This is a genomic window from Pseudomonas sp. DTU12.3 (genome assembly GCF_004124275.1).
Classification (GTDB): Bacteria; Pseudomonadota; Gammaproteobacteria; order Pseudomonadales; family Pseudomonadaceae; genus Aquipseudomonas; species Aquipseudomonas helmanticensis.
In genome coordinates, this window is sequence record NZ_CP027218.1 from 1158000 (window position 1) to 1180932 (window position 22933).

The 22933-nt window shown below is 55.8% G+C and carries 20 protein-coding genes and 1 other RNA gene; 6 read left to right on the forward strand and 15 right to left on the reverse strand.

All coding sequences use genetic code 11. The annotated features are described in order from the left end of the window. Positions 1-597 precede the first annotated feature (597 nt). Positions 598-2046, forward strand: a complete 1449-nt coding sequence (locus C2E19_RS05110) for a DUF2235 domain-containing protein (protein ID WP_129388888.1) — start codon at positions 598-600, stop codon at positions 2044-2046. 300 nt (positions 2047-2346) lie between these two features. On the opposite strand, the gene C2E19_RS05115 is transcribed toward C2E19_RS05110, so the two are convergent. From C2E19_RS05115 to C2E19_RS29370, 5 genes are all read right to left on the reverse strand, one after another. Continuing rightward, on the reverse strand, positions 2347-2973 hold the full coding sequence (locus C2E19_RS05115; protein ID WP_057429201.1) for a hypothetical protein: 627 nt from the start codon (positions 2971-2973) through the stop codon (positions 2347-2349). Continuing rightward, positions 2948-4117 (reverse strand): XRE family transcriptional regulator, encoded by a 1170-nt coding sequence (locus tag C2E19_RS05120; RefSeq protein WP_129388891.1) that lies wholly within the window; start codon positions 4115-4117, stop codon positions 2948-2950. Before C2E19_RS05120 ends, C2E19_RS05115 begins: the two co-directional genes overlap by 26 nt. Next, complete coding sequence (locus C2E19_RS05125) at positions 4114-5487, reverse strand: 7-cyano-7-deazaguanine synthase (RefSeq protein WP_057429203.1); 1374 nt, start codon at positions 5485-5487, stop codon at positions 4114-4116. The genes C2E19_RS05120 and C2E19_RS05125 overlap by 4 nt, the downstream gene beginning before the upstream one ends. Continuing rightward, positions 5487-6056, reverse strand: a complete 570-nt coding sequence (locus tag C2E19_RS05130; RefSeq protein ID WP_057429204.1) for a hypothetical protein — start codon at positions 6054-6056, stop codon at positions 5487-5489. Before C2E19_RS05130 ends, C2E19_RS05125 begins: the two co-directional genes overlap by 1 nt. Positions 6057-6216: 160 nt before the next feature. Next, positions 6217-6957, reverse strand: a complete 741-nt coding sequence (locus tag C2E19_RS29370; RefSeq protein ID WP_129388897.1) for an HNH endonuclease — start codon at positions 6955-6957, stop codon at positions 6217-6219. Between C2E19_RS29370 and C2E19_RS05140 the strand changes: the two genes are divergently transcribed. Beyond that, a protein-coding gene (locus C2E19_RS05140; RefSeq protein WP_129388900.1) for an IS3 family transposase occupies positions 6956-8106 on the forward strand; the annotation gives its coding sequence in 2 pieces (ribosomal slippage) (positions 6956-7190 and positions 7190-8106; 1152 coding nt in all). The two genes, C2E19_RS29370 and C2E19_RS05140, sit on opposite strands and share 2 nt — an antisense overlap. Positions 8107-8487: 381 nt before the next feature. Here the strand turns inward: C2E19_RS05140 and C2E19_RS05150 are convergent. The 8 genes from C2E19_RS05150 to C2E19_RS05185 form a co-directional block, all read right to left on the reverse strand. Further along, on the reverse strand, positions 8488-9744 hold the full coding sequence (locus C2E19_RS05150; protein WP_057429207.1) for an integrase domain-containing protein: 1257 nt from the start codon (positions 9742-9744) through the stop codon (positions 8488-8490). 185 nt (positions 9745-9929) lie between these two features. Next, positions 9930-10318: a transfer-messenger RNA gene (gene ssrA / locus C2E19_RS05155) on the reverse strand. A 96-nt stretch (positions 10319-10414) separates the two neighbouring features. Then, positions 10415-10693, reverse strand: a complete 279-nt coding sequence (locus C2E19_RS05160; RefSeq protein ID WP_129388903.1) for a hypothetical protein — start codon at positions 10691-10693, stop codon at positions 10415-10417. A gap of 129 nt (positions 10694-10822) precedes the next feature. Further along, positions 10823-13633: an FAD-binding and (Fe-S)-binding domain-containing protein gene (locus C2E19_RS05165; protein WP_129388906.1), complete on the reverse strand. Its 2811-nt coding sequence runs from the start codon at positions 13631-13633 to the stop codon at positions 10823-10825. Beyond that, positions 13630-14301, reverse strand: a complete 672-nt coding sequence (locus C2E19_RS05170) for a lactate utilization protein (RefSeq protein WP_129388909.1) — start codon at positions 14299-14301, stop codon at positions 13630-13632. The genes C2E19_RS05165 and C2E19_RS05170 overlap by 4 nt, the downstream gene beginning before the upstream one ends. Next, entirely contained in the window at positions 14301-15755 is a 1455-nt protein-coding gene (locus C2E19_RS05175; RefSeq protein ID WP_129388912.1) for a LutB/LldF family L-lactate oxidation iron-sulfur protein, read from the reverse strand. The genes C2E19_RS05170 and C2E19_RS05175 overlap by 1 nt, the downstream gene beginning before the upstream one ends. Next, positions 15752-16576, reverse strand: a complete 825-nt coding sequence (locus C2E19_RS05180; RefSeq protein WP_129388915.1) for a (Fe-S)-binding protein — start codon at positions 16574-16576, stop codon at positions 15752-15754. The genes C2E19_RS05175 and C2E19_RS05180 overlap by 4 nt, the downstream gene beginning before the upstream one ends. Positions 16577-16726: 150 nt before the next feature. Then, complete coding sequence (locus C2E19_RS05185) at positions 16727-18421, reverse strand: lactate permease LctP family transporter (protein ID WP_129388918.1); 1695 nt, start codon at positions 18419-18421, stop codon at positions 16727-16729. A 262-nt stretch (positions 18422-18683) separates the two neighbouring features. Between C2E19_RS05185 and C2E19_RS05190 the strand changes: the two genes are divergently transcribed. Next, complete coding sequence (locus C2E19_RS05190; protein ID WP_129388921.1) at positions 18684-19451, forward strand: GntR family transcriptional regulator; 768 nt, start codon at positions 18684-18686, stop codon at positions 19449-19451. A gap of 120 nt (positions 19452-19571) precedes the next feature. Here C2E19_RS05190 and smpB read toward each other — a convergent pair whose 3' ends face one another. Continuing rightward, positions 19572-20054, reverse strand: a complete 483-nt coding sequence (gene smpB, locus C2E19_RS05195) for an SsrA-binding protein SmpB (protein WP_008088297.1) — start codon at positions 20052-20054, stop codon at positions 19572-19574. Positions 20055-20173: 119 nt separating this feature from the next. Between smpB and C2E19_RS05200 the strand changes: the two genes are divergently transcribed. From C2E19_RS05200 to C2E19_RS05210, 3 genes are read left to right on the forward strand one after another with little or no spacing between them, the layout of a single operon-like run. Beyond that, entirely contained in the window at positions 20174-21577 is a 1404-nt protein-coding gene (locus tag C2E19_RS05200; RefSeq protein ID WP_129388924.1) for a sodium-dependent transporter, read from the forward strand. A gap of 7 nt (positions 21578-21584) precedes the next feature. Further along, positions 21585-22019 (forward strand): type II toxin-antitoxin system RatA family toxin, encoded by a 435-nt coding sequence (locus C2E19_RS05205; RefSeq protein ID WP_008088301.1) that lies wholly within the window; start codon positions 21585-21587, stop codon positions 22017-22019. Then, the gene (locus tag C2E19_RS05210) at positions 22012-22326 is read left to right on the forward strand and encodes an RnfH family protein (protein ID WP_129388927.1); all 315 of its coding nucleotides are present in this window, start codon (positions 22012-22014) and stop codon (positions 22324-22326) included. The genes C2E19_RS05205 and C2E19_RS05210 overlap by 8 nt, the downstream gene beginning before the upstream one ends. A gap of 61 nt (positions 22327-22387) precedes the next feature. Here the strand turns inward: C2E19_RS05210 and C2E19_RS05215 are convergent, their stop codons facing one another. Beyond that, positions 22388-22918, reverse strand: coding sequence for an outer membrane protein assembly factor BamE (locus C2E19_RS05215; RefSeq protein WP_129388930.1), 531 nt, complete (start codon positions 22916-22918; stop codon positions 22388-22390). Positions 22919-22933: the final 15 nt, after the last annotated feature.

Here is a 22933-nt window from a genome sequence, read left to right on the forward strand (position 1 = left end):
TGTAGGGCTGTGATTTTTTTGAATCGTAGAAACTCTTTTAATAAGCGATCTGATTGCTAGGGCGGGAACGACTCAGCACGGCCTTGGCGAGCTGCCGAAGTCGGCCAACAGAAGTCAGCAGGCGAGGGAATGGCAAAGCGGCGTGCGACTTTAAGCGACCAAAGGTGAATGACGTGAAAGAAATGTACAGGTGTATTAGCCAACCGCTTACCGTTCTGCGTCCAGTTCCACAGTTACTCCTTTCGTTTTCGGCAGTTCTGATATGTCGGCTATTAGCGACAGAAAACATTCCTGAGACTGAGGCGGCGTTGATCAATGACTCAGGGTTCCAGTGAGCCTGGGCTCAATGGACACAGCATGCCTCCCGATGGTCGTAGCGGGTGAGTTGTTCGCGGTCATAAGCATCCTGCAACTAAGTCATGTATCCCGGAACGACTCCCCCGATCGGGTCTTCGGTTGGGCTTCGGCGCGACATCGCTACATATCAGGGCAGCATCTCGAGGCTGGCAATCAATCAAGGAGCAATTGGTACTGCCGATATAGAGCTATTAAGACGTCGGCGAAGGTGATCGATGTCCGCTAGCGGGAAACGTTTGAGTGAGAAAGCTACCAAGAAATTACGCGGTTCTTCTGTTTTGTCTGGTGCTATCAGGTTGCTCCAGTTTATTTTCCGGCAGTCGTGAAGTGCCGATTTCCGAAGAGCAGAAAACCAGGCTTCATGACTTGGGGGGAATGTCCTCTTTCATATTGCCGAGGGTCAACAATGGCGAGTCGGGTGTATATACCCTGGTCGTGGCGTTTGATGGCACCAACAACGACCTCTTCAATACTCCTGACTCGGAAAACGCCACGGTGGTTGGCAGGCTTTATCAGGATGTTGTCGATGAAATTCGCAAGGGGAGTGAAAAGGCGTCTATCCCTGTGGATGCTTTGTCGGCGATTTACTATCGGGGTCCGGGTTGTCCTTCCTGGGTGGCATGCCCCTTTGATTCGGCGATTGGCTGGAGTACCTGGCTATCGGCCCGTCGGGCCGTAGCAGACGTAGAGTCCAAAATTACGAATCTGGATTCCGGGGTCAGGGAGATTCGTGTCGTTGTCATCGGCTTCAGTCGGGGGGCGGCAACGTCTCGATATTTCCTTAATCTGTTGGCCAGTAAGCCGTTGGTGAACGTTTGGGGTGAAGCGCTCACAGTGCGGTCCTACGCGTTGTTGTTCGATACGGTAGCAACCGGGATGGCGAACTATCTGGATCTGGCGTTACCAGCGAATCTGGAGTTCGCATACCACTTTGTGGCCCAGAACGAAACTCGCAAGTTTTTCGGGCTGGTGGTCGATGCCGATGATGGGTACGAAAATAATCCTCTGGCGAAACTGTTTTACTTTCCTCAGCGGATTGTGACGATTGAAGTACCGGGAGCGCACTCGGACTTGGGTGACTCCTACAAAAAAGGTGCCGGCATGGCGGTCACGCAGTATGCCCGAATGGCGATGGCAAGGATGGGACTGAGGCCAAACTTGAAAAACTACAATTGCGCCTTGCCTGAAAACAGTGAGCAGCCAGGCTGTCGCGTGCTGGATGAAGGGCTCCATGACTCACGGGGTACGATTGATCTCTTGCTGAAAGTGCCATCGCCTTATGGTTGTTTCAATTACCGTGAGAAAACCGTGAGGCCTAGTCAGATGAGTCTCGACGATGCGATGAGTCTGACGTTGCGGCGCTATGACGGCATTGGGAATTTTCCGTTGGATAATGGAAATCTCTTACGTTTTCAATGGCTGGAAAATTATCGCTTCATTAGTCTGGGTGGCCCTCATCCAGTTCTATATCCTCGAATCAGTGACATCGGCTTTAATGCTGTAGTCGTGCCGGTGGGTGAGCGATTGAAAGTGGTGCTGAGAGGCGTGAATAACGATCAGGTGTACACCGTGCCCGAGCGAGTTTTGCAGCGGGTGCGTGAAACATCTGGGCGGTCCGAGCTTGAACTGAATCTGATCAAGGGGGAGCCGCGCTGGATCGTCAATGGCTGTATGCCGGACGAGGACTGAGCGGCTGGCCGACATCATGCGTCGCTGCATGGGCAGGGTGATGGTCATCACTAATGATCACCAGAAGGTCTTTGGTCGTGGTGATTGTACCAATGCGGTCACTGTGAAGCCTGGTTTTACACAGCGTCTTCGAGGCAGCTACTCAATAGCTGTATGCGCCCTGTCCAATATGCGATGCGCACCTGATCAAAGATGATCAGCATGCGGATTATGAGTTGGGATGATGAGCCAAGTGCAAACTGCGTAAACACGCATGGCGTGTTTACTGGTCCCTTACTGTCTAGCCGATTACTGACCGATTCAACAACGTCCTGCTGCCTTGAGTTTTATGAGCCGCCTCAGGCTTGGGCAGAACCTTACATTCTCACAACCGATCACCTCTTGAATCCAGTCGAATTGGGCTTCTCGAACTTGCATTCTGGCGTTTTTCAACGCCTGAAGCGTTGCCATAGCTAGCACTTCATCTCCGAGTGAAATCCGCACAGGTTCATAGGCGAGAATATCCACCGTCGTAATCAGGCGTAGATTTTCAAAGCGTTCAGAGGAGATCTTGGTTGCTTTTTTTTCATCAATGACAGCGGTGAAACTGTTGCAATGTGCAAGCGCGAGTGTCGCGGCTTCTCCATCTCCGAGCGAGGCCGCCGTGGATCCGGATACCAAGTCGAAGAAGTGCTCTAATGCAATGCCAGAGAGCTCTTCTCTCTTTAAAATTTGATTATGGATTAGCTCCAAAAGCTGTTTCGGTTCAGGCCGGCCGTTTGCTGCCCCTAGCTCAATCTCTCGTATTACATTGTCGGTGACGACTATAGGAGTCGGAACTGCTTGCAGGATTGCGCTTGCATGATCGGTCGCCAGCAAGTTGATGATGACACCGGCGTCAAGAACGAGAATGCTATCTTGATCAGTGAGGCAGCTTGAAAAGGTCATCAACTTCATCCTCTTCTGCCTCATCAAGCAATTCGCGTACTTTCGACCGATCGAGCTTAAGCAAATCAGACATTTGCCCTTCGCTGATTAGATCCTTTTTCCAGGCATCGATAGCTAACAAAAAAAGCCTGGTTGATTGCGCGCCTTCCATAGGCGTGGAATCGTGAGATATCGTGCCTAGTACCTGCTGGGCTTGGTCGTCGGTTATACCGCCATTATCCATAAACCAATCCCACGTTCCCTTTTTCGTCAGGTCCAATTCTTCAAGCCTCATCACCATCGCTTGGCGTGAAATGCCAAAGAAACTAGCGAGCAGGATGATGTGCCGACGAGTGAGGTGGGTTGATCCAATGGTCACTTCCTTGAACTTTTCCATGACAGTGCGGGCAGGCGTCAGAAAAGCACTACCGAAAGCATTCGCGTAACGCTCTTCACGCGAGTTCTCATACTTTTCGGCTTGATAGATTTCGGGCTGACGCCGCGTCGCTATAAAGTGCCCTAGCTCGTGGGCGCCAGTCTGGGTTTGACGATCCTTCCGATGTACTGCATTTATTAGCATACAGGCGCCGACGGCGTCGTCATAGGCAAATAGCCCAGACACTTTCGATTCAAGTCTCCGGCTATAAACACGAATTCCGAGTTGCATCTCTATGAGTGAAAACAGATTTTGGATGGGGCTCTCACCGAGCCCTAGCCAGCTTCGGAGGCTATGTGCATCGTGCTCTGCTTGTTTACGTACATCGCCAGGTAAGATGCTTTTTTCGGTCGGATAATTCGAGGTTTTCCGAACGCCCAAAATGTTCTCAAGTTCTACTTCAGCTCTGACGAGATCATTCAGCATCCGAGCAGCTTGATCGATACCTGCGTCACCAGTGTCTGGGAGTGAGCGGAAACGAGGAACAAGGTCCACATGGACCGCTTCTCGACGTAGCAACGAGTTGGCAGATAATCCATAACAGCGACTAAGCATCTGGATCTCGTCGAGCCTTGCAGAGCGCTGCCCTTTTTCAATGGCCACGAGAGTGGTTCGAGCAAAGCCAACTGCTTTGGCAGCTGCGTCTTGAGTCATGGCCGCGGTTTCGCGCGCGACCTTCAGTCGCTCGCCCAGTTCAGCTGGGTTTAGTTCAAAGTCTGGTTTGGTCATGATGCGCCATCTATCCACTTCCTCACGAACGACTCTGATCTCATATCGCCCGTGAACGCTGACCATTCCTTGGCATGTTGCTGCAAGAGCCTGTCAAGGTTCTGCGCCACGGTATGTGGCGACTCGGCCAGAGCTCGAGCCAGTTCGCTCGTTCTGCGGCGTTTGATCAGTTCGTACTGCGAAGATTCCCGAATCGAAGAAAGGTGTTCGAAATGAAGCACCCCTGCGATAGCGTATTGTCGCAAGGCTTTAGTAAAACTGGTGAATTCTTTTGCTGCGCCTGTTTCCCAGGTCGGGCTGTCTAGGGATTCCCATACATAGTTCGTTGGTGGCTCCTCCAATCCTGCAGCGTGAACGCTAAGGCGGCGAAGCATACACGCGGCGCATATGCCGCACTGTCTTCTTGCGCCTGAAACGGCTACCTGTCGGGATTGCTGCCAGCACGACCTGGTCGTTATCCAATTCACGTTAGGGCCACAGGTTTCCACAAACTCGCGCAGGGTCTCGCCTTTCGTCATCCAAAGCCTGGGAAAGGTGTACTGGAATCGGTAACCAAGAAGTGCTTCGATAAAGCGCTCCATCAGCTTGGTGAAGACGGGGTGATTTCGATAGTCCTCATACCCATGTGCAACAGGAAGGAGCACAGGTGCAAGTGCACCTTGTCCGCTTTCGGGGATGATGGCCATTGGAGCATCAATTAGATACGCCGCAACTGCCGATATGATGCTGAATTTGAATCCGCGGCTGCGTGCACTTCTCTCAGCGCTTCTTGCATCATCAAGCTTGACTGAATATGGGATGGCCGTGAATGGAATCCTTTGGCGTTCCTTTTTTGAAATGTCGTGTTGTTTGCTCCCTATTCGAAGACGAATCAGGCGTTTACCTAGGCGCTTGCTCTCAAGCTCAGAGACCGCACGTGAGTCCATTCCATCACTGAAGGCAATGACAGCCTCTGCATCGGAAGGAAAAGCTATTTGGCCTTGCGGCGGTCTCTGTGCAGCTTGTTTTCGAGGTCCAAAATTGAAATGCCAGTCGTCTCCGGTCAAAAGGTTCAGTGCGTTGACGAGCGCTCGGTTTACCTTGTTACTCGACCACCGCTCAACGTCGTGTACTGGAGCGTGAACGATGAATCGACGGCCCCAATTCATGGAACTGCGGACAAGGTAGCGATCACAGAACTCAACTGCAGCGGCTATGAGTAGTGCGTCATACGTTACGGGCTCCCATTTGTCATGGGATGAGAAGGATGCGAGAGCCTCGAGGTCGAACTCGATGTTCTTCTCGATGTAACACGGGATTACGCCGTTTCTTTTGCGGGCGCTAGGTTCAAGTATATCTACAGCTATTTCCTTAGGCGGGAAGGTGTTCATCACAACGATACCCCGTCATCAAGACCTTCCATCTTCCTCGGTGGAGCGATTCGTACGGGCTCTGGGCCCACAAGATCCAGACCGAGCTGGGTGCTCGATAGAGTAGAAATGGCATTCTGTAGTCTCTTACTCACGTGCTCTGCTCTTTGCTCGTTTGAGTCGCGAAGGTAGTGTTCTTCGATCGACCGTATGTTCGCGTGGCAGCGGTCTTTGGCGGCGAGGCCTACTGCCTCATGGAATGCTTCAATTCCAAATTTCCCTTCATGGATAAGGGCGATGCTCCATTCCACAAGATTCGTTCCAAAAACGGAGGCTGCTGCAAATGCTTTCGCATCTTCAAGTTGCGTAAGCGCGATTTCTCGAATTTCCAGAGAGTTATCACAGCCGGTAAACACTGCTTTCAGGGCTTCCATCAGGAGCCACGAGACCTCCATTTTGAAGTCACTGGCAACTGCATGCTTCGTAGCATCAGCTATCTGGGAGGCATCGTAGGTGTCTTTGTCCGCACGCTTTGCCAGTTCTTTCCATGGCTTTCGCAGCTTCAAGCTTCTATGTGGCCCATCGCTCATTTCGTCCAGCCCCCAGTGAATACCGGTTTTGACATTGTCAGATATTAGTACTAAAAATCTGACAATGTCAAAGGCGCAATTGGAAACAAGGATGTGCCCGATGATTTCGGTTTCTCAATAGAGTAGAAGCTGATTTTCGTCAGCGCATAGGACATGCCATTTATGCGCGGGGGGTACGGATGAGTCGGTAGCCTTCAATGCAAAACCAATCTGAGTCTCTGAGCCCTTCGTACAGGGCAGTTTTCCAAGAGTTGGTGTCACGGGCGTATCTCGAACGAAATTGACCATCAAGATGCTGGCGAACCCCATCGGGGCCTGAGCTAGCCCCGACCTCCTCAAGCGAATAAGAGATATCTGCCATTTCACTGGCAGCTTGTGCAGCGTAGAGCTCACCGAGGCCCATAACTCGAAAATGATGATGCACGCGTTTTGTGAGCACTTCACTCCATGTCCCCGCAGGACGTACGGCAAAGGATATCGTTGGTGGCGAAGATGCCCGAACTTCAACAACGAGCCAGCGCTCATTGCCCAGGTTGTCATAGTAAGGATGTAGGGTTTGATCCTCGGCTCTCGTGGCAACCCCCGCAAGCTTGCGTTTGTTGCAGTCTGAGCAAGCAGGGACAAGGTTGGCCGGTGTCAAATTGAGCTTGGGGTGGCGAGTTTGAGGCAAGTAATGGTCAACCGTGGCGACGGTCCTCTGAGCACACAATGGACAAATGCCGAACTCAGGAGCCATTCTGATCTGCTCATAAAGTGATCTTGACGGTGACCCCTTCCGGGCAAAGTGCGACTTGTAGATTATTCCCATCAAGTCTGCATTGAGCTGTGGGGTCACTGTGAATCGCCCCTGGTTTCGTAGACACCTCTTTGCCTTAAACTGAGGCCAATTAGGAGGTGTCATGAGCAACCCGCGTTACCCCGAAGAATTCAAAACCCAAGCGGTCAATCAAGTGACTGAAAAGAAGCTGCCTGTCGCTGATGTAGCGGCACGTCTTGGCGTGTCGACGCATAGCCTCTATGCCTGGATAAAGCGCTACAGCAAACCTCAAGAGGAGCGGCAGCAGGACGATGATCAGCACGCCGAACTGCGTCGTCTGCGAGCGGAACTCAAGCGGGTCACTGAAGAGCGAGACATCTTAAAAAAGGCCGCCGCGTACTTTGCCAAGGAGTGCGGCTGAAGTACGCCTTTATCAAGCAGCGAGCAGGCGACTATTCCATACGACGGCTTTGCCTGACGCTGAAAGTCCACCCCAGTGGTTATTACGCTTGGTTGTCTGAGCCGCAATCTGCACGCGCTAAAGACGACCAGCGATTGCTGGGTTTGATCAAGCATTCATGGCTGGAGAGCGGCGGAGTTTATGGCTATCGCAAAATCCATGACGATCTGCGCGAGGTCGGTGAAGATTGTGGTCGGCATCGTGTGGCGAGGCTGATGCGTCTTGAGGGTCTGCGCTCTCAGACAGGGTATCGACGACGCCCTGGAAAGTACGGCGGTAAGCCAGCGGTTGCCTCACCCAATTTGCTGAAGCGCCAGTTCGATGTCGTAGAACCCAACAAGGTTTGGGTCACCGACATCACCTACATTCGTACTTATGAGGGCTGGCTGTATTTGGCTGTGGTCCTGGATCTGTTTTCTCGTCAGGTCGTTGGCTGGTCAATGAAGTCGCAAATGACCAGTGATTTGGCCATTGATGCGTTATTGATGGCGGTTTGGAGGCGTAAACCGAAACAGGAGGTGATGGTTCACTCCGACCAAGGCAGCCAGTACAGCAGCACCGATTGGCGCAGCTTTTTGAAGGCGAACAATTTAGTTGCCAGCATGAGTCGCCGAGGCAACTGTCATGACAACGCCGTGGCCGAGAGCTTTTTCCAGCTTCTAAAGCGGGAACGAATCAAGCGGAAAATCTACACCACGCGGGAAGATGCTCGTAGTGATGTGTTCGATTACATCGAGATGTTCTACAACGCAAAACGCCGGCATGGTTTCAACAATCAGCTGTCACCGATAGAGTTTGAAAAGCGTTACGCAATGAGCTTGAAAGGTGTCTAGAAAATCCGGGGCGATTCACTTCGAATTGCTGTGATTAGTTGGGACTCATGCGAGTCAAACATCAGGTGAGCCTGTGCTTTTGCACGTGTCACGCCAACGTAGATCAAACTTGCGGCTTCCGCCAGTTGCTTACCGGTCCTATTTCAGGAGCTTGGAAATACGCCGTTCTCCACGCCCATCATGATAGCAGCCCGAAACCCTACCCCCTTCGAGCTGTGGAGCATCATTAGGTTGATCTGGTCGGGATTTTTAGCCTGATTGCCGAAGATATCTGCCTTGAAATCTTGCAGCGTATTCCCTTGGGTTACTGCGTCGAAGATTCGCGAGAGTATCGATCTCGTCGGCCAGGCCCAGCTCGCTGGTGGTGAGATCCTGCGCCAGCTATCGTACTGATACCGCTTTTAACCTCGTAGCTGCCTGGGTGGCCGACATAGACAAACTACCCATACCTGCTCGGTGAATATGCTCACTCCACCATTTCATCATTGGTCTTCTGCGTTCAATGTAATCCGCACGATTGTAGGCGCTACGCACCTCATCTTTGTCCACGTGCGCAAGTGCGACCTCGATCAACTCGGGGTCCCATCCCTGTTCGTTGAGGATGGTACTGGCCATGGAGCGCATGCCATGGCTCACCAAGCGCCCTTCAAAGCCCATCCGTTTCAGGGCCATGTTTGCCGTCTGGCTATTGCAGTGAGTTCGTGGGTCTCTGTCGGCTGGGAACACGTACTCTCTGTGTCCGCTGTAGGGCTTGATCGTCTCTATCAGAGCAAGTGCGTGTTCGGTCAGCGGTATGACGTGAGCGCGTCGCTTCTTCATACGTTCCGCCGGGATCGTCCAGATTTTCTTGTCGAGGTCGATGTCAGCCCAGGACGTCGTGGCGGCTTCCGCAGGGCGGGTCATGGTGTGGAGTTGCCATTCGATCAGGCAGCGGGTTGTTCTCTTTATGCTCGCATTGGCGATGGCGACCATTAACTCTGGCAGCTCTTCCGGGCGGAGGGCTGCCATGTTCTGCTTTTTCGGCTTCTTGAAAACGGCCCGAATGCCGCTGAGCGGATTGGCAAAGATCATTCCCGAGTTCACACCGTAGGTCATGATCTCGTTGAGTCGTTGGGTCAGTCGCTTCACTGTCTCCAGGCTGCCTTTGGTTTCCAAAGGGCGCAGCAGCTCGATGACCCTCGGGGCATTGATCTGCGAGATAGGTGTTGTTCCCAGCGATGGAAAGACATGCAGCGTAAGCGAGCGCCAGATGTCCTCGGCATACGCCTGAGTGACCGAATCTTTTTTCAGTTCAAACCAGGCAGATGCCACGTTCTCGAACGTGTGCTCGGTTGCCTGCCTTTTTGTCTGCTCCAACTCGCTACGTTGTTCTTTCGGATCGATGCCCTGGGCGAGAAGCTCTCTGGCTTCGACCGTCTTCTTCCTGGCTTGCGCGAGTGAGAGCTCTGGATAGGTGCCGAGGCCCATATTGATGCGGTTCTTGGTGATCGGCTGCCGATAGTTGAAATTCCAGAGCGTCGAACCATTGACCCTCACGCGCAGCTGTAAACCGTCTCCATCGCTGAGGACGTAGTCCTTGTCTTTCGGCTTTACCGCTTTGAGCTGGCGGTCAGAGAGGCGGGTGGCTTGGGCGCACATGAGGTGTTCCATGACATCAATTGGTATTCCAAAAATTACCACTGAAGGGCTTGGAATACCATCTGGAATACCCGATGTCGTGGATTGTGCCGGACGTCCATGGACGCTAATAGACCCTAAAGCCTTGATTTTGCTGGATTTCAGGCACAAAAAAAGACGTCCGTGGACGTCTTTAGATGATGAAGTGGTGGAGCCGGGGGGATTTGAACCCCCGTCCGCCAGTACTCCGCTGTCGGTACTACATGCGTAGCCGTTTCTATTAAGTTAACCCTCAGCGACCCGAAGGGCAGGGTGCTTTGGGCGAGTTGTGTAAGTTTTAGCCGCTTCGTCCACAACGTACTGCACGGCGATTCTGTTCTATATGACAATCATTTTGGGTTTACAGACATCCCCTGATGATTGCTGGACCCGAAGGTACCAGGAGCATTGTCAGCTGCAATTAAGCAGCGAGAGCAACACCGTATTGGTCGTCATTGGCAACTATAAGTAGTTGCAACAGTGGATTTACGACTTCTGTTACCAAGTCGGCATGCACCTAAAGTTTCGCAACCGGCGTCGAATCCTAAACGGCCCCGAACTCATTGCTCAGTACAGCTGTTTGAGCAACAAGCCTGCGCAGTGTACGCCAATCAGCCCACAAGGCCAACCCGAAGGTTGGCCGCGACGCTGATCAGTTGTTGGTACCGGTGGACTTGCGCAGTTCGACGATGGTTTGCGAGGTTTCTGCAATGCAGTCGTCGATTTTGCCTTGAGCCTTCAGCGCCTTGGCCTTGGCCACACTGGTTTCAGCGCGCTGGGTCAGTTCCGGGTTCGCTGACAGCTGCCCCTTGGCATTGTCGATGGTCTGAATATTGGCATCGCAGAGGTCGGCAGGCTTGCCGTCAGCGAAGGAAGTGGAAGCCAGCATCGAGGCAGTAACGAACAGACCTAACAGTACAGAACGTTTCATGTGTATCTCCTTGAACTGAGGGATCCAGACTTCGCTGGCCGTCAGGACGGGCAACCGTATGGAAGGAAAACCCCGATGCGTCGGGGTTAATCTGTGGACTACAGTCGCGCGCAAGGGTTCTATTTTTCTTCAGCGGGCCTTCGCTTGGGTCACCCGATCCACCAGATAGACCAGACCGTGGTAGTCAATTTCGCCATGTTGCGTCAGACCGATCTCACAGGTGCGGCTGGTGGAAATCCCTTCGCTGCAATGCTGCACCGCATCCTTGAGCGAGCGCAGCGAATGGCTGTTCAGCTCTGGTGTGGTGAAGCCCTTGTCGCCGGCAAACCCGCAGCAATGTATGCCTTCGGGAATGACCACGGTGTTGCTGCACTTGCGCGCCAGATCGATCAACGCCTGGCTTTCGCCCAGGTGTTGCGTGCTGCAGGTCACGTGCACGGCAATCGGTGCGTCTTGCGCAGTGAAGTCCAGTCGGTCGAGAAGATGCGTACGGATGAAGCGCACCGGGTCGTACAGATCCAGACGAGTTTCTCCTACGTCCTGCACCAGCCGCAGCGTGCACGGGCTGGTGTCGCAGTAGATCGGATCGAGCCCGCCGCGACTGGCATGCAGCAGTGCGCTGATCAACTCCTGGCGTTTGTGTTCGGCCTGCTCGGCGTAGCCTTTGGAGGCGAAGGGCTGACCGCAGCAGAGGTTGTCCTGGTTGTCCGGGAAGACCACTTGGTAACCGGCTTTTTCCAGCAGTCCACGGGTTTTGTCATAGAGCGACATCTGCTCTTTGTCACCGGCTGCCGGGCCCATGACCCGCGACACGCACGCGGCCAGGTACACCACGCGCGGACGTTCATCCGAGACGCTCGGGCTGAAGCGAATGGCTTTTTCCGGTTGCGGCATCGCGTTGGTCCATAGCGGCACCTGGCCTTTGGACAGTCGCGTCAGCGTTGCCGAAAGCTTCGCCAGGCGCGGCGCACCGAGCAGCATCCGCGCACCGTTGGCTACATGCAGGGTGAATCGTGCGCCTTGCAGGGTCTTGGCGAAATTTCCTTCAATCCAGTCAGCAGTTTTCTGATGTGTCGCCTGTCGGCCACGGAGTTTTTTCACCAGCTCGCCGGTATTGATACCTACAGGGCAACGTTGCGCACACAGGCCGGTCGCCGCGCACGTTTCGATGCCTTGGTACTCGTAGGCTTCTTCCAGTTCACGGGTATCGATGCCGGCACGTTTCTTCGCCTGAATATCGCGCCAGATCACGATGCGCTGGCGCGGGCTCAGGGTCAGGCCTTTCGACGGGCAGACCGGTTCGCAGAAACCGCACTCGATGCATTTATCGACAATCTCGTCAGCGGCAGGCAGCGGCTTCAAATGCTTGAGGTGGATCTGTGGATCCTCGCTGAGCACCACGTCCGGATTGAGAATGCCGTTCGGGTCGAGCAGACGTTTGAGCTGCCACATCAATTGATAGGCGTCGCTGCCCCATTCCAGTTCGACGAAGGGCGCCATGTTGCGGCCGGTGCCGTGTTCAGCCTTCAACGAACCGCCGAATTCCACCGCCACCAATTGCGCGACGTCATCCATGAACGCCTGATAGCGTGCGACTTCCTCCGGGTTGTTGAAGCCTTGAGTGAAGACGAAGTGCAGATTGCCTTCCAGCGCGTGTCCGAAAAGGATCGCTTCGTCGTAGGCATGTTTATCGAACAGGGCAATCAGGCGGTTCACGCCGATGGCCAGTTGTTCGACTGGGAAAGTCACGTCTTCGATGATCACCGTGGTGCCGGTTTTGCGCACGGCGCCGACGGCGGGGAAGGTGTCCTTGCGGATCGCCCAGAGCTTGGCGTTTTCCACAGGGTCTTCGCTGAAATCGACTTGCTTCTCTACCGGGAAACCACTGAGCGACGTCATGATCTGCGCCAGTTGTTCCTGCAGCAAAGTGGAAGATGCAGCGCGGGATTCGATCAGCAGCGCGCAGGCATTGTTCGACAGCTGTTGTACGAAAGCGGGCATGCCCGGTTTGTCTTGCACCGAGCGCAGGCTGCGTCGATCGAGCAATTCGACCGCAGACACTGGTTGGCTTTTCAGCACGGTGACCGCGTTGCAGCAGGTCTCCACATCCGCGAAGACGATCAGCGCCGAGGCCTTGTTCGGGTGATCGATCACGGTGTCGTAAGTCACTGCGCTGATGAAGCCGAGCGTACCTTCGGAGCCGACCAGCAAGTGGCTCAAGATATCCACAGGCTCATCGAAATCCACCAAGGCGTTGAGCGACAGGCCGGTGGTATTTTTCAGACGATATTTGTGGCGAATTCGTGCAGCCAGTTCGGCGTTGGCGCGGGTCTCGCGGCCCAGGGTCGCCAAGCGTTCAAGCAGATCGCCGTGACTGCTGCGAAACGCTGCGACACTGGCAGCGTCTTCGGTATCCAGTCGCGTGCCATCGGCCAGCACCAGACGAATCCCGGCCAGTGTGTGATAGGTGTTCTGCGCGGTACCGCAGCACATGCCGCTGGCGTTGTTGGCGACGATGCCACCGATCTTGCAGGCGTTGATCGATGCCGGGTCCGGGCCGATCTTGCGTCCGAACGGGGCCAGCCACGCGTTGGCTTGCGCGCCAATCACACCAGGTTGCAGGCGAATTTGCATACCTTGGCCACGAATCTCGCGCGCGTTCCAGTTATCCCCAAGCACAATCAAAACCGAATCGCTGATCGCTTGACCCGACAGGCTGGTGCCCGCCGCGCGGAACGTCACCGGAACACGGTCGCGCTGGGCCAGTTTCAGCAGGGCGACGACTTCGTCTTCCGATTCGACGCGAATCACCAGTTGCGGAATCAGCCGATAAAAACTGGCGTCGGTGCCGAAGGCCAGGGTCGATAAAGGGTCATCAAAACGGCGCTCGGCCGGAATCAATTGCTGCGCATCACGCAGGAAGTTTGCTGGAAGCGTCATTGGTCCTCCAGGATCAACACCACCAGGTCTTTCGGGCCGTGCGCGCCGTACGCCAGCACTTGCTCGATGTCGGCGGTTTTCGACGGACCGGAGACCAGCAGTGCATTGGTCGGCATACCTTGCGCCCAATTGAATTCATGTTGCACCTGAAAGAAGTTGTCGCGGATTTCGCTGGCCTTGAGCAGGGCGAAATGCACCGGCGGTACCAGGCTCATCAAGCGCGGTTCTTCGCGGGTTGGCCAGATGATCAGGCTGCCGGTGGCGGCAATCGCGCCGAGGGTGCCGGTGAGGCTGGCCGGGGTGTCGTCGAACAGCTCGGCTTTCCACTCTTCCATCGGCCGGTCGTAGGATTTCAGTGCAGGCAGATCAGGATTGTTCGCCCAATGCTGTGTGATGCGTTGCCCATGCGCTGTAGTCGGCGCGATCAGCAGGCTCGGCAATTGACGGTCGTGCAGCAGTTGCTCGAGCAGCGCCGGCCATTCTGCGTCTGAGGTCATGTGGATTTCGGTGTGTACCGCTTCCATCAGTTTGCGCAGTTGCGGAATGCGCTGTTCGGCAGTGTAGGTGTAAGGCTGCGTCAGCAGATCGACATCGAAGTCGTCGGCAATTGGCGTGGTGCCAGTCAGACTTTTCCGCAGTTTGCCGAGGATATTGTGCTTGGCGCTCATCAGCGGTCTCCCTGTTTGGCCAGATGCTCGCGGGCCATGTCATGCAGTGAGCGAGCGGCGGGTTTTGGCGCGCTGTGGTTTTGTGTCCAAGGGCCGACGTTGCTCGGGGTCAGGGCACGCAGGCGCGTGGCGAAGAAACCGAACAATCGATACAAGGTTGGAGAGCTATTGAGTTTCGCCCAGGCGTTCCAGATAAAACGTTCCTTGCGCGAATATTTGCTGCCCTGACCGCGCATCACTTGGTGCGGGCTGTCCGGGGCTTTGACGTTTTCTTCGCGCAGGCGTCGCAGGATCGCCGGGATAGGAATTTTTACCGGACACACTTCTCCGCAGGCGCCGCACAGCGAAGATGCACTCGGGTGATCCGGGACTTTCGCCAGACCGACCATGTGCGGGGTGATGATTTTGCCGATCGGCCCGGGATACACCTCGCCATACGTGTGACCGCCGACGCGGGTGTAGACCGGGCAATGATTCATGCAGGCGCCGCAGCGGATGCAGTTCAAGGTCTGGCGCAATTCACTGTCGGCGAAAGCCTGGCTGCGACCGTTGTCGAGCAGCACCAGATGCACTTCCTGCGGGCCGTCGAGTTCGTGTTCCTTGCGCGGACCGGAGATCATGTTGACGTAAGTGGTGATCGGAATACCCAGCGCCGAGCGGGTCAACAGTGACAGCAGCGGCACTACATCGCGGAGATTTTCGACAACCTTTTCGATGCCGGTGACGGCGATGTGCACCGGCGGCACGGTGGTGGTCATGCGGCCGTTGCCTTCGTTTTCCACCAGCAGCAGGGTGCCGGTTTCGGCCACGGCGAAGTTGACACCGGAGACGCCGATGTCCGCTTCGAAGAATTTCTGCCGCAAGACTTTGCGACCGATTTGAATGAGTTGGTCAACGTCCTTGGTGTATTCCACGCCAAGTTTGTCGTGGAACAAGGACGCGACCTGACCGGCATTCTTGTGGATCGCCGGCATAATGATGTGTGAAGGCTTCTCGTGGTCGAGCTGGACGATGTATTCCCCCATGTCGGACTCCAGGCATTCAATGCCTTGAGCCTCGAGGAAATGGTTCATCTCCATCTCTTCGCTGACCATCGATTTGCCCTTGATCACTTGCCGCGCCTCGTGAGCACGGATGATCGATAAGACGATGCCATTGGCCTCGTCCACCGTTTCCGCCCAGTGCACTGTCACACCGTTGCGGGTCAGGTTCTGTTCCAGTTGCTCGAGCAGGTCGGGCAACTTGGAGAGCGCGCGGGCTTTGATCGAATTGCCCAGTGCGCGCAAATGTTCTCTTTCGTGGGCATCGCTGAAAGCCGCTGCCCGCTTGACCATCAATGAATCCATCGCAGTGCGGAAGTTGTTCCGCAGTTGCTGATCACCGAGGGCGTTGTGCGCCCGGGTGCGGAAATCTTCTTCTACGGCGACCGTAGGAATAATCGCGGAAGTGCTCATTGCGCACCCCCGGTTCGTTGCCACAGAAAGCTGGCGAGATGTTGCCCGCGTAGCGTTTCTTTTTGTTTCTCCAATGCGCCGTTGATGTTCATCAAACAGCCACAATCGGCGCTCAATACCTTATGCGCGCCGGAATCCTTTAACGATTTGGTCTTGTCAGCCACCATCGCGCCGGAAATGTCTGGCATACGGACGCTGAATGTTCCGCCGAAGCCACAGCATTCGCTTTCGTGGTCATGGTTGACCCTTTCCACGTTGCTCAACTGCGCCAACAACTCGCGGCCGTGCAGGTGGGTGTTCATTTCGCGGCGCGCCGAACACGAAGTGTGCAGGGCGACTTTGACCGGTTCGCCGCTGTCCTTGAGCTGCACCTTGCAGACAAACAACAGGAACTCGGCCAGTTCATAGGTGCGGGCCGCGAGGGCCTGAACCTGTTTCAACGTGTCCGGCTCGTCCTTGAACAAGTCGGCGTAATGTTCGCGCAGCATGCCGGCGCAGGAACCTGACGGCACCACCACCGGATAATCGCCGGCAAACAGCGCCAGTTGCGAGCGCGCCACCGTCCGCGCCTGCTCGGTGTAACCCGAGGTGTAGGCGGGTTGGCCGCAGCAGCTTTGCCCTTGCGGGTACTCGACCCGAATCCCTTCGCGCTCCAGCAAGTGGATCGCGTCCATCCCGGCTTCGGGGTAGAACAGGTCAACCACGCACGTCCCGAACAAATAGACCCTCGACGGTTTCTCGCTGGGGTATTGCCGAGGTTCGGGCAGTGGCGGTGCCACGCGGGTCGCGTTCGGCACAGCGTTGTAAAAAAGCTCGCTCATCAGGCGTGTCTCCGGGTGGTCCCGGTTATCCGTCTGTTGCGGCTGCTGAATATAGAGAACCTTGCTTTCAGCAGCCTTACAGACCGGGTGGTGAATTGCTGACGCCGGCATCACGAACCGGCGTCGGTTTTTTCCATGCTTCTTGTAGGTTTAGTGCACCAGCATGCCGGTGAACCAGTAGGCCTGAGCCAGGGTGATCAGGCCGACAATCGTTGCAAAGAATAGGCTGTGCTTGAGGGTGAAGCGGAACAGATCCGATTCCTTGCCCACCAGCCCGGTCGCGGCGCAGGCCACGGCGATCGATTGTGGCGAGATCATTTTGCCGGTCACGCCGCCGCTGGTGTTCGCCGCCACCAGCAGGACGTCGTTGACGCCGATCTGGTGTGCAGTGGTTGCTTGCAGCGAACTGAACAGCGCGTTGGACGATGTATCGGAACCGGTGAGGAACACGCCCAGCCACCCCAGGAACGGCGAGAAAAACGGGAAGGCAGAGCCCGTCGCCGCCAATACCAGCGCCATGGTCGAAGACATGCCGGAATAGTTGGTGACGAAGGCGAACGCCAGCACCATGCCGATCGACAGAATTGGCCAGCGCAGTTCGTAGAAGGTCTCTTTCAAAGTGGTAAGACCAGTTTTGAAATTGATCTTCAGCACTAGCATCGAGATCAGCGCGGAGAAGAAAATCGCCGTGCCGGTCGCGGAAATCGGATCGAGTTTGAACACTGCCGGAATGGCCGTCGGGGTGGCCACGATCGGTGCGGTTTTGATCACCAACTGATCAAGGTGCGGAATCGCGAAGTTGAACACCCAGCTGTACATCGAACCGCCGGCGGCGAACATCGCCTTGAAAGGCTTCAGCGTCCAGATGGTCACCAGCACGGTGAGGATCAGGAACGGCGACCAAGCTTTGAAAATTTCCCCAAGGCTGTAAGGCGAAGCTACGGTTGTGCGTTTCTGACCGAAACCACCGGCGCTGGCGGTGATCGCGGCGCTGGATGTGGCGCCAGCGATCTGCGCGCCTGCGGTGCGTTTCGGCTGCCAGACCTTGAGGAACAGGGTCAGGGAAATCAGGCTGGCCAGGGCCGAGGTGATGTCCGGCAGCTCTGGGCCAATGAAGTTCGAAGTGAAATATTGGGTGACGGCGAAGCTCAGGCCAGCCACCAGTGCAGCGGGCCAGGTTTCACGCACGCCGCGCAGGCCATCCATCATGAACACCAGCCAGAACGGCACGAACAGCGAGAGCAGCGGCAGTTGCCGACCGGTCATGGCGCCGATTTTGAACGCATCGATGCCGGTCACTTGGCCGGCAACGATGATCGGAATCCCCAGTGCGCCGAACGCCACCGGTGCGGTGTTGGCGATCAGGCACAGGCCGGCGGCGTACAGCGGGTTGAAGCCCAGCCCGACAAGAAGTGCGGCAGTAATCGCCACGGGCGCGCCAAAACCGGCAGCACCTTCGAGGAACGCGCCGAAGCAGAAACCGATCAGCAGCACTTGCAGGCGCTGATCGTCAGTAATCGATAACACCGAACTGCGAATGATCTCGAACTGACCACTTTTGACGGTCAGTTTGTAGAGGAATACCGCCGCGACAATGATCCAGGCAATCGGCCACAGACCGTAGGCGAAACCATAACCGGCGGCGGCGAAGGCCATATCCACTGGCATCTGGAACGCGAAGATCGCCACGGCAATTGATAGCGCGAGAGTGATGCTGCCGGCCACATGGCCTTTGAGGCGGAACACCGCCAGCGCGAGAAAGAAGAACACGATGGGAATGACGGCCGCGAGTGCGGACACGCCGAGACTGCCGAGCGGGCTGTAGAGCTGTTGCCAGGTTTGCATATGGGGTGGCCCCTAATTGTTGTTGGTCAGGCACTGTCAGCGTTTTTGGTTAATTGGTAAGACCATTTTACAAGCGCTGTTGGCTAGGGTAAAAGCCTTGATGTCGGTGTGTCAATTTGTCGCCCTGAAACTTTTGTCGAATCAGCGGTGCAGATCGCATCTGATCCGGTTTCGGCAAGTGGCGTCTGGTAGGTGTCGGCAAGGCGCCGATAGGCCAGAATAGAGAGCCCGGCGAGCGGTCGGGATCGTGGAGAAATGAGTTATGGGGTTTGATCAGATACGTCAGCGCCGTTTGTCTGACGATATTGTCGAGCGACTCGAGGGGATGATCCTCGAGGGCACGCTGAAGTCCGGCGAACGGCTTCCGGCGGAGCGCGCGCTGGCCGAGCAATTTGGCGTATCACGTCCGTCGCTGCGCGAAGCGATCCAGAAACTGGCAGCCAAGGGCTTGCTGGTCAGCCGTCAGGGCGGCGGCAACTATGTCGTGGAAAGCCTCGGTTCGACGTTCAGCGATCCGCTGCTGCAGTTGCTCGAAAGCAATCCTGAAGCACAGCGCGACTTGCTCGAGTTTCGGCACACTCTGGAGGCATCGTGTGCCTATTACGCGGCATTACGCGCAACCGATGTTGATCGTGAAAGGCTGTCCGCTGCGTTCGCAGAGTTGCAGGACTGCTATTCGCGCCACGACGAAGTCAGTCGGGCGGAGGAGGGCGCGGCGGATGCGAAATTCCATCTGGCGATTGCTGAGGCCAGTCATAACGCGGTGTTGCTGCACACCATTCGTGGCTTGTTCGATTTGCTCAAGCGTAACGTTGTGACCAACATTGGCGGCATGTACAAGCAGCGCACGGAAACCCGCGACATGCTGATCACTCAGCATCGGGAATTGTATCTGGCGATTATCGAAGGTCGTGCGGAGCAGGCTCGGGAGGTTTCCAGCCGACATATCCTGTATGTGCAGGAAGTGCTGGAAGAGGTGCGGCAGGAAGTTCAGCGCGTGGCTCGGGCGGAGCGGCGCAAGGGGATGTGATCAGTTATTTCTGTGTTGATGCTGCAATAGCTTTCGCGAGCAAGCCCGCTCCCACATTTGAAATGCATTCCAAATGTGGGCGCGGGCTTGCTCGCGAATACGCTTTAAAGGCAGAAGAAATTAGTCTTCCTTGCCCTTGTTGCGTACTGCGCGTTGCAACTCACGGCCGGCATCGCGCTCGCGCTCGGTATCACGCTTGTCGTATTCCTTCTTGCCCTTGCCCAGAGCGATCTCGCACTTGACCATGTGCTTGCTCCAGTACCAGGACAGGCAGACGCAGGCGTAACCCTTTTGCTGCACCATCGCTGCAAGCTTTTCCAGCTCGCGGCGGTTGAGCAGCAGTTTGCGTGTGCGCACCGGGTCAGCGATGACGTGGGTGCTTGCGGTCATCAGAGGCGTGATGTGGCTACCGAGCAGCCACGCTTCGCCATCCTTGAGCAGGACATAGCTGTCGACCAGCTGTAGCTTGCTTGCCCGCAGACTTTTTACTTCCCAGCCGGCCAGGACCAGACCAGCCTCGAACTTGTGCTCGATGAAGTAATCGTGTCGCGCCTTTTTGTTCTGCGCGATGGTCCCTGTTGGGTGTTTCTTCTGTTTAGCCATAGGGGCGGCATTATATGGAGATAAACGGCTGTCGGCTACGGTGATGCTGCGTGCTTGAGCAGGTTGAGTGAATCCCGGACAATGCGGCCTCTTTTTCTAACGCTTGGGCGTGATAAACGATGTCGACAGACAAGGTTTCTGTCCACGGCAGTTGGGCTAGCCGCTGGGTTTTCATATTCGCCGCGACCGGTTCGGCCGTGGGGTTGGGCAGCATCTGGAAGTTCCCGTACATGGTCGGGGTCTACGGCGGCGGCGCCTTTGTGCTGATGTTTCTGGCATGCATTGCCTTGATCGGTATCCCGGTAATGCTGGCCGAAACCCTGATTGGTCGGCGTGCGCGGCAGAGTCCGGCCAACGCCTTGAAGGTACTGGCAATCGAGGCAGGGCATTCGCCCAAGTGGTCGTGGGGGGCGTTTGCCGGGATGATCACGGCGCTGCTGATCCTGTCTTTCTATAGCGTGGTCGGCGGCTGGTCGCTGGATTACATCATCGACATGGGGCGTGGGGATTTCCAGGGCGTAACGGCTGATCAGGTCGGGGCGTACTTCGGGAATGTCATCTCCAATCCTTGGCGCCTGACACTTTGGCACACGATTTTTATGCTGTTATCGGCTTTCGTGATCGCCAAAGGCGTAGTTGCCGGGCTTGAGCGCAGCTTGCGAATCATGATGCCGCTGCTGTTCGTGATGATTCTGGTGTTGCTCGGTTACAGCATGACCACCGGACATTTCATGGAGGGCGTGCACTTCATGTTCGACTTCCACCCGGAAAAGGTTCTCGACGGCTTGCTGCCGGCAATGGGACACGCATTCTTTTCTCTGAGTGTGGGCGTCGGTTCAATCATGATCTACGGCGCCTACATGCCGAAAAACGCGTCGCTGTCCGGCACCGTTGTCGGTGTGGCGCTGCTGGATACCTTCGTTTCGCTGGTCGCCGGCCTGGCCTTGTTCCCGATCGTATTCGCAGCGGGCCTCAACCCGAGCGAAGGCCCGGGCCTGATGTTCGTCAGCCTGCCATTTGCCTTTGGTAACGTCGCGTTCGGTCAGTTGATGGGCGTGGTGTTCTTCGTTCTGGTGGCCGTTGCAGCATGGAGTTCGGCAATTTCCCTGCTCGAACCGATGGTGGCGTATCTGGTTGAACGCACCAAAGTCAGCCGCGCCTGGGTGACTTTCTGGCTGGCTTTCACTTGCTGGTTCGTCGGTTTGGGCACGGTGTTCTCCTTCAATATCTGGAAGGAAGCCAAATTTTTCGTGAACGAAGACGAGATGTTTCACCTCTACCAATGGGGAGCGAAGAGCGGTCTGGACTTCTTTGGCGTGATCGATTTCTTCACCTCGCGGATCATGTTGCCGCTCGGTGGCCTGTGTTTCGTGCTGTTTGCCGGATGGGTGATGGGGCGTGAAGCGGTGCGTGACGAGTTGTCGATCCGTAATCCGGCACTGTTTGCCCTGTCTTTGTTCTTGATGCGCTACGTGGCGCCTATCGGCATTCTTGTAGTGTTTGCCGCTCAGCTCTGGAAGTAACGCTTACATGACGACACATATTCAACGATCAGCGCTGCTGCCGTACCCGGCGCAATTTCTCTATGACCTCGTCAACGATGTGGCGCGTTATCCGGAGTTTCTGCCGTGGTGCTCGGCGGCCGAGGTGCTGGAAAGCTCACCGGAGCATATGCGCGCCAGCGTCGGGGTGGCGAAGGGCGGCCTCAGCCAGCACTTCGTCACACGCAATACGCTGGTGCCGGGGCAGTCGATCGAGATGAACCTTGAAGAAGGTCCGTTCAATCAATTGCACGGCGTCTGGGTGTTCAAGGTGTTGAATGAGAAGGCCTGCAAAATCAGTCTCGATCTGTCCTTCGATTATGCCGGGCCTCTGGTTCGGGCCACGTTGGGACCGCTGTTCAATCAGGCGGCGAATACGCTGGTGGATGCGTTCTGTCAGCGCGCCAAGCAGATGCATGGTTGAGACGATGATCGAAATCGAGGTGGTGTATGCCGCCGTTGATCGTCAGGTTTTGCGCGTGGTCAGTGTTCCGCAAGGCACGACCGTGCGCGAAGCCGTGCTCAAGTCCGGCATTGGCGATGAGTTTGCGCAGCTGAATCTGGCTGACTGCCCGCTGGGAGTTTTCGGCAAGGTGGTTGCCGATCCGCAGAGTCGACCGGTTCAGGCGGGCGATCGCATCGAAATCTACCGGCCATTGCTGGCTGATCCGAAAGAGGTTCGACGCTTGCGGGCAGCAAAGGCTGTCGAGGCGAAAGCGCGACATCAGTGAGCAGGCCAAACGGCAGGCAATAAAAAACCCGGAATTTCCGGGTTTTTTATTGCCTCGCAAATTACTGCGGCGAGGTGTCCAGCGGCTCTGGTGTCGGAACCGGAACGGTTTCTACGCCATCGACGTCCTTCTGGATCTGATCCAGCAAGGAGCCTGGCTTGGCCGGTTTTTCCGGTTTCGGCTTCTCGGCGTTTTCAGCAGGGGCGGTCACGTTGGTCGTGCCGCTGTCCTTGCCGAGAATGGCTTCGTCACGGCTCACGCCGGGCATGAAGTCACCCGACAGGCTGACAAGCTGGTCGTTTGAGTTGAAAATAACGCTGACGCGTTCCTGTTGGCGTTCACCGCCACCCGGTTGCAGGCTGTACAGATAATCCCAGCGATCGGCATGGAACGTGTCGGTCAGCAGGGGGTTACCCATGATAAACCGTACTTGCGGCCGGGTCATTCCCGGGCGTAACTGGTCTATCATATCCTGCGTGACGACATTGCCCTGCTGGATGTCGATTTTGTAAACCCCGGGGAATGAACAACCGGCGAGTGCGAGCAGTCCCACAAAGGTGAAACTGGTTAGCAAGAGCTTGGTGTTTTGCATCGGTGGGCGACTTCC

Coding starts and splice junctions, on each gene's coding strand:
- C2E19_RS05115 (WP_057429201.1), bottom strand. CDS start 2,973: ATGACCTTTTCAAGCTGCCTCACTGATCAAGATAGCATTCTCGTTCTT.
- C2E19_RS05120 (WP_129388891.1), bottom strand. CDS start 4,117: ATGACCAAACCAGACTTTGAACTAAACCCAGCTGAACTGGGCGAGCGA.
- C2E19_RS05125 (WP_057429203.1), bottom strand. CDS start 5,487: ATGAACACCTTCCCGCCTAAGGAAATAGCTGTAGATATACTTGAACCT.
- C2E19_RS05130 (WP_057429204.1), bottom strand. CDS start 6,056: ATGAGCGATGGGCCACATAGAAGCTTGAAGCTGCGAAAGCCATGGAAA.
- C2E19_RS29370 (WP_129388897.1), bottom strand. CDS start 6,957: ATGACACCTCCTAATTGGCCTCAGTTTAAGGCAAAGAGGTGTCTACGA.
- C2E19_RS05150 (WP_057429207.1), bottom strand. CDS start 9,744: ATGTGCGCCCAAGCCACCCGCCTCTCTGACCGCCAGCTCAAAGCGGTA.
- C2E19_RS05160 (WP_129388903.1), bottom strand. CDS start 10,693: ATGAAACGTTCTGTACTGTTAGGTCTGTTCGTTACTGCCTCGATGCTG.
- C2E19_RS05165 (WP_129388906.1), bottom strand. CDS start 13,633: ATGACGCTTCCAGCAAACTTCCTGCGTGATGCGCAGCAATTGATTCCG.
- C2E19_RS05170 (WP_129388909.1), bottom strand. CDS start 14,301: ATGAGCGCCAAGCACAATATCCTCGGCAAACTGCGGAAAAGTCTGACT.
- C2E19_RS05175 (WP_129388912.1), bottom strand. CDS start 15,755: ATGAGCACTTCCGCGATTATTCCTACGGTCGCCGTAGAAGAAGATTTC.
- C2E19_RS05180 (WP_129388915.1), bottom strand. CDS start 16,576: ATGAGCGAGCTTTTTTACAACGCTGTGCCGAACGCGACCCGCGTGGCA.
- C2E19_RS05185 (WP_129388918.1), bottom strand. CDS start 18,421: ATGCAAACCTGGCAACAGCTCTACAGCCCGCTCGGCAGTCTCGGCGTG.
- C2E19_RS05190 (WP_129388921.1), top strand. CDS start 18,684: ATGGGGTTTGATCAGATACGTCAGCGCCGTTTGTCTGACGATATTGTC.
- smpB (WP_008088297.1), bottom strand. CDS start 20,054: ATGGCTAAACAGAAGAAACACCCAACAGGGACCATCGCGCAGAACAAA.
- C2E19_RS05200 (WP_129388924.1), top strand. CDS start 20,174: ATGTCGACAGACAAGGTTTCTGTCCACGGCAGTTGGGCTAGCCGCTGG.
- C2E19_RS05205 (WP_008088301.1), top strand. CDS start 21,585: ATGACGACACATATTCAACGATCAGCGCTGCTGCCGTACCCGGCGCAA.
- C2E19_RS05210 (WP_129388927.1), top strand. CDS start 22,012: ATGGTTGAGACGATGATCGAAATCGAGGTGGTGTATGCCGCCGTTGAT.
- C2E19_RS05215 (WP_129388930.1), bottom strand. CDS start 22,918: ATGCAAAACACCAAGCTCTTGCTAACCAGTTTCACCTTTGTGGGACTG.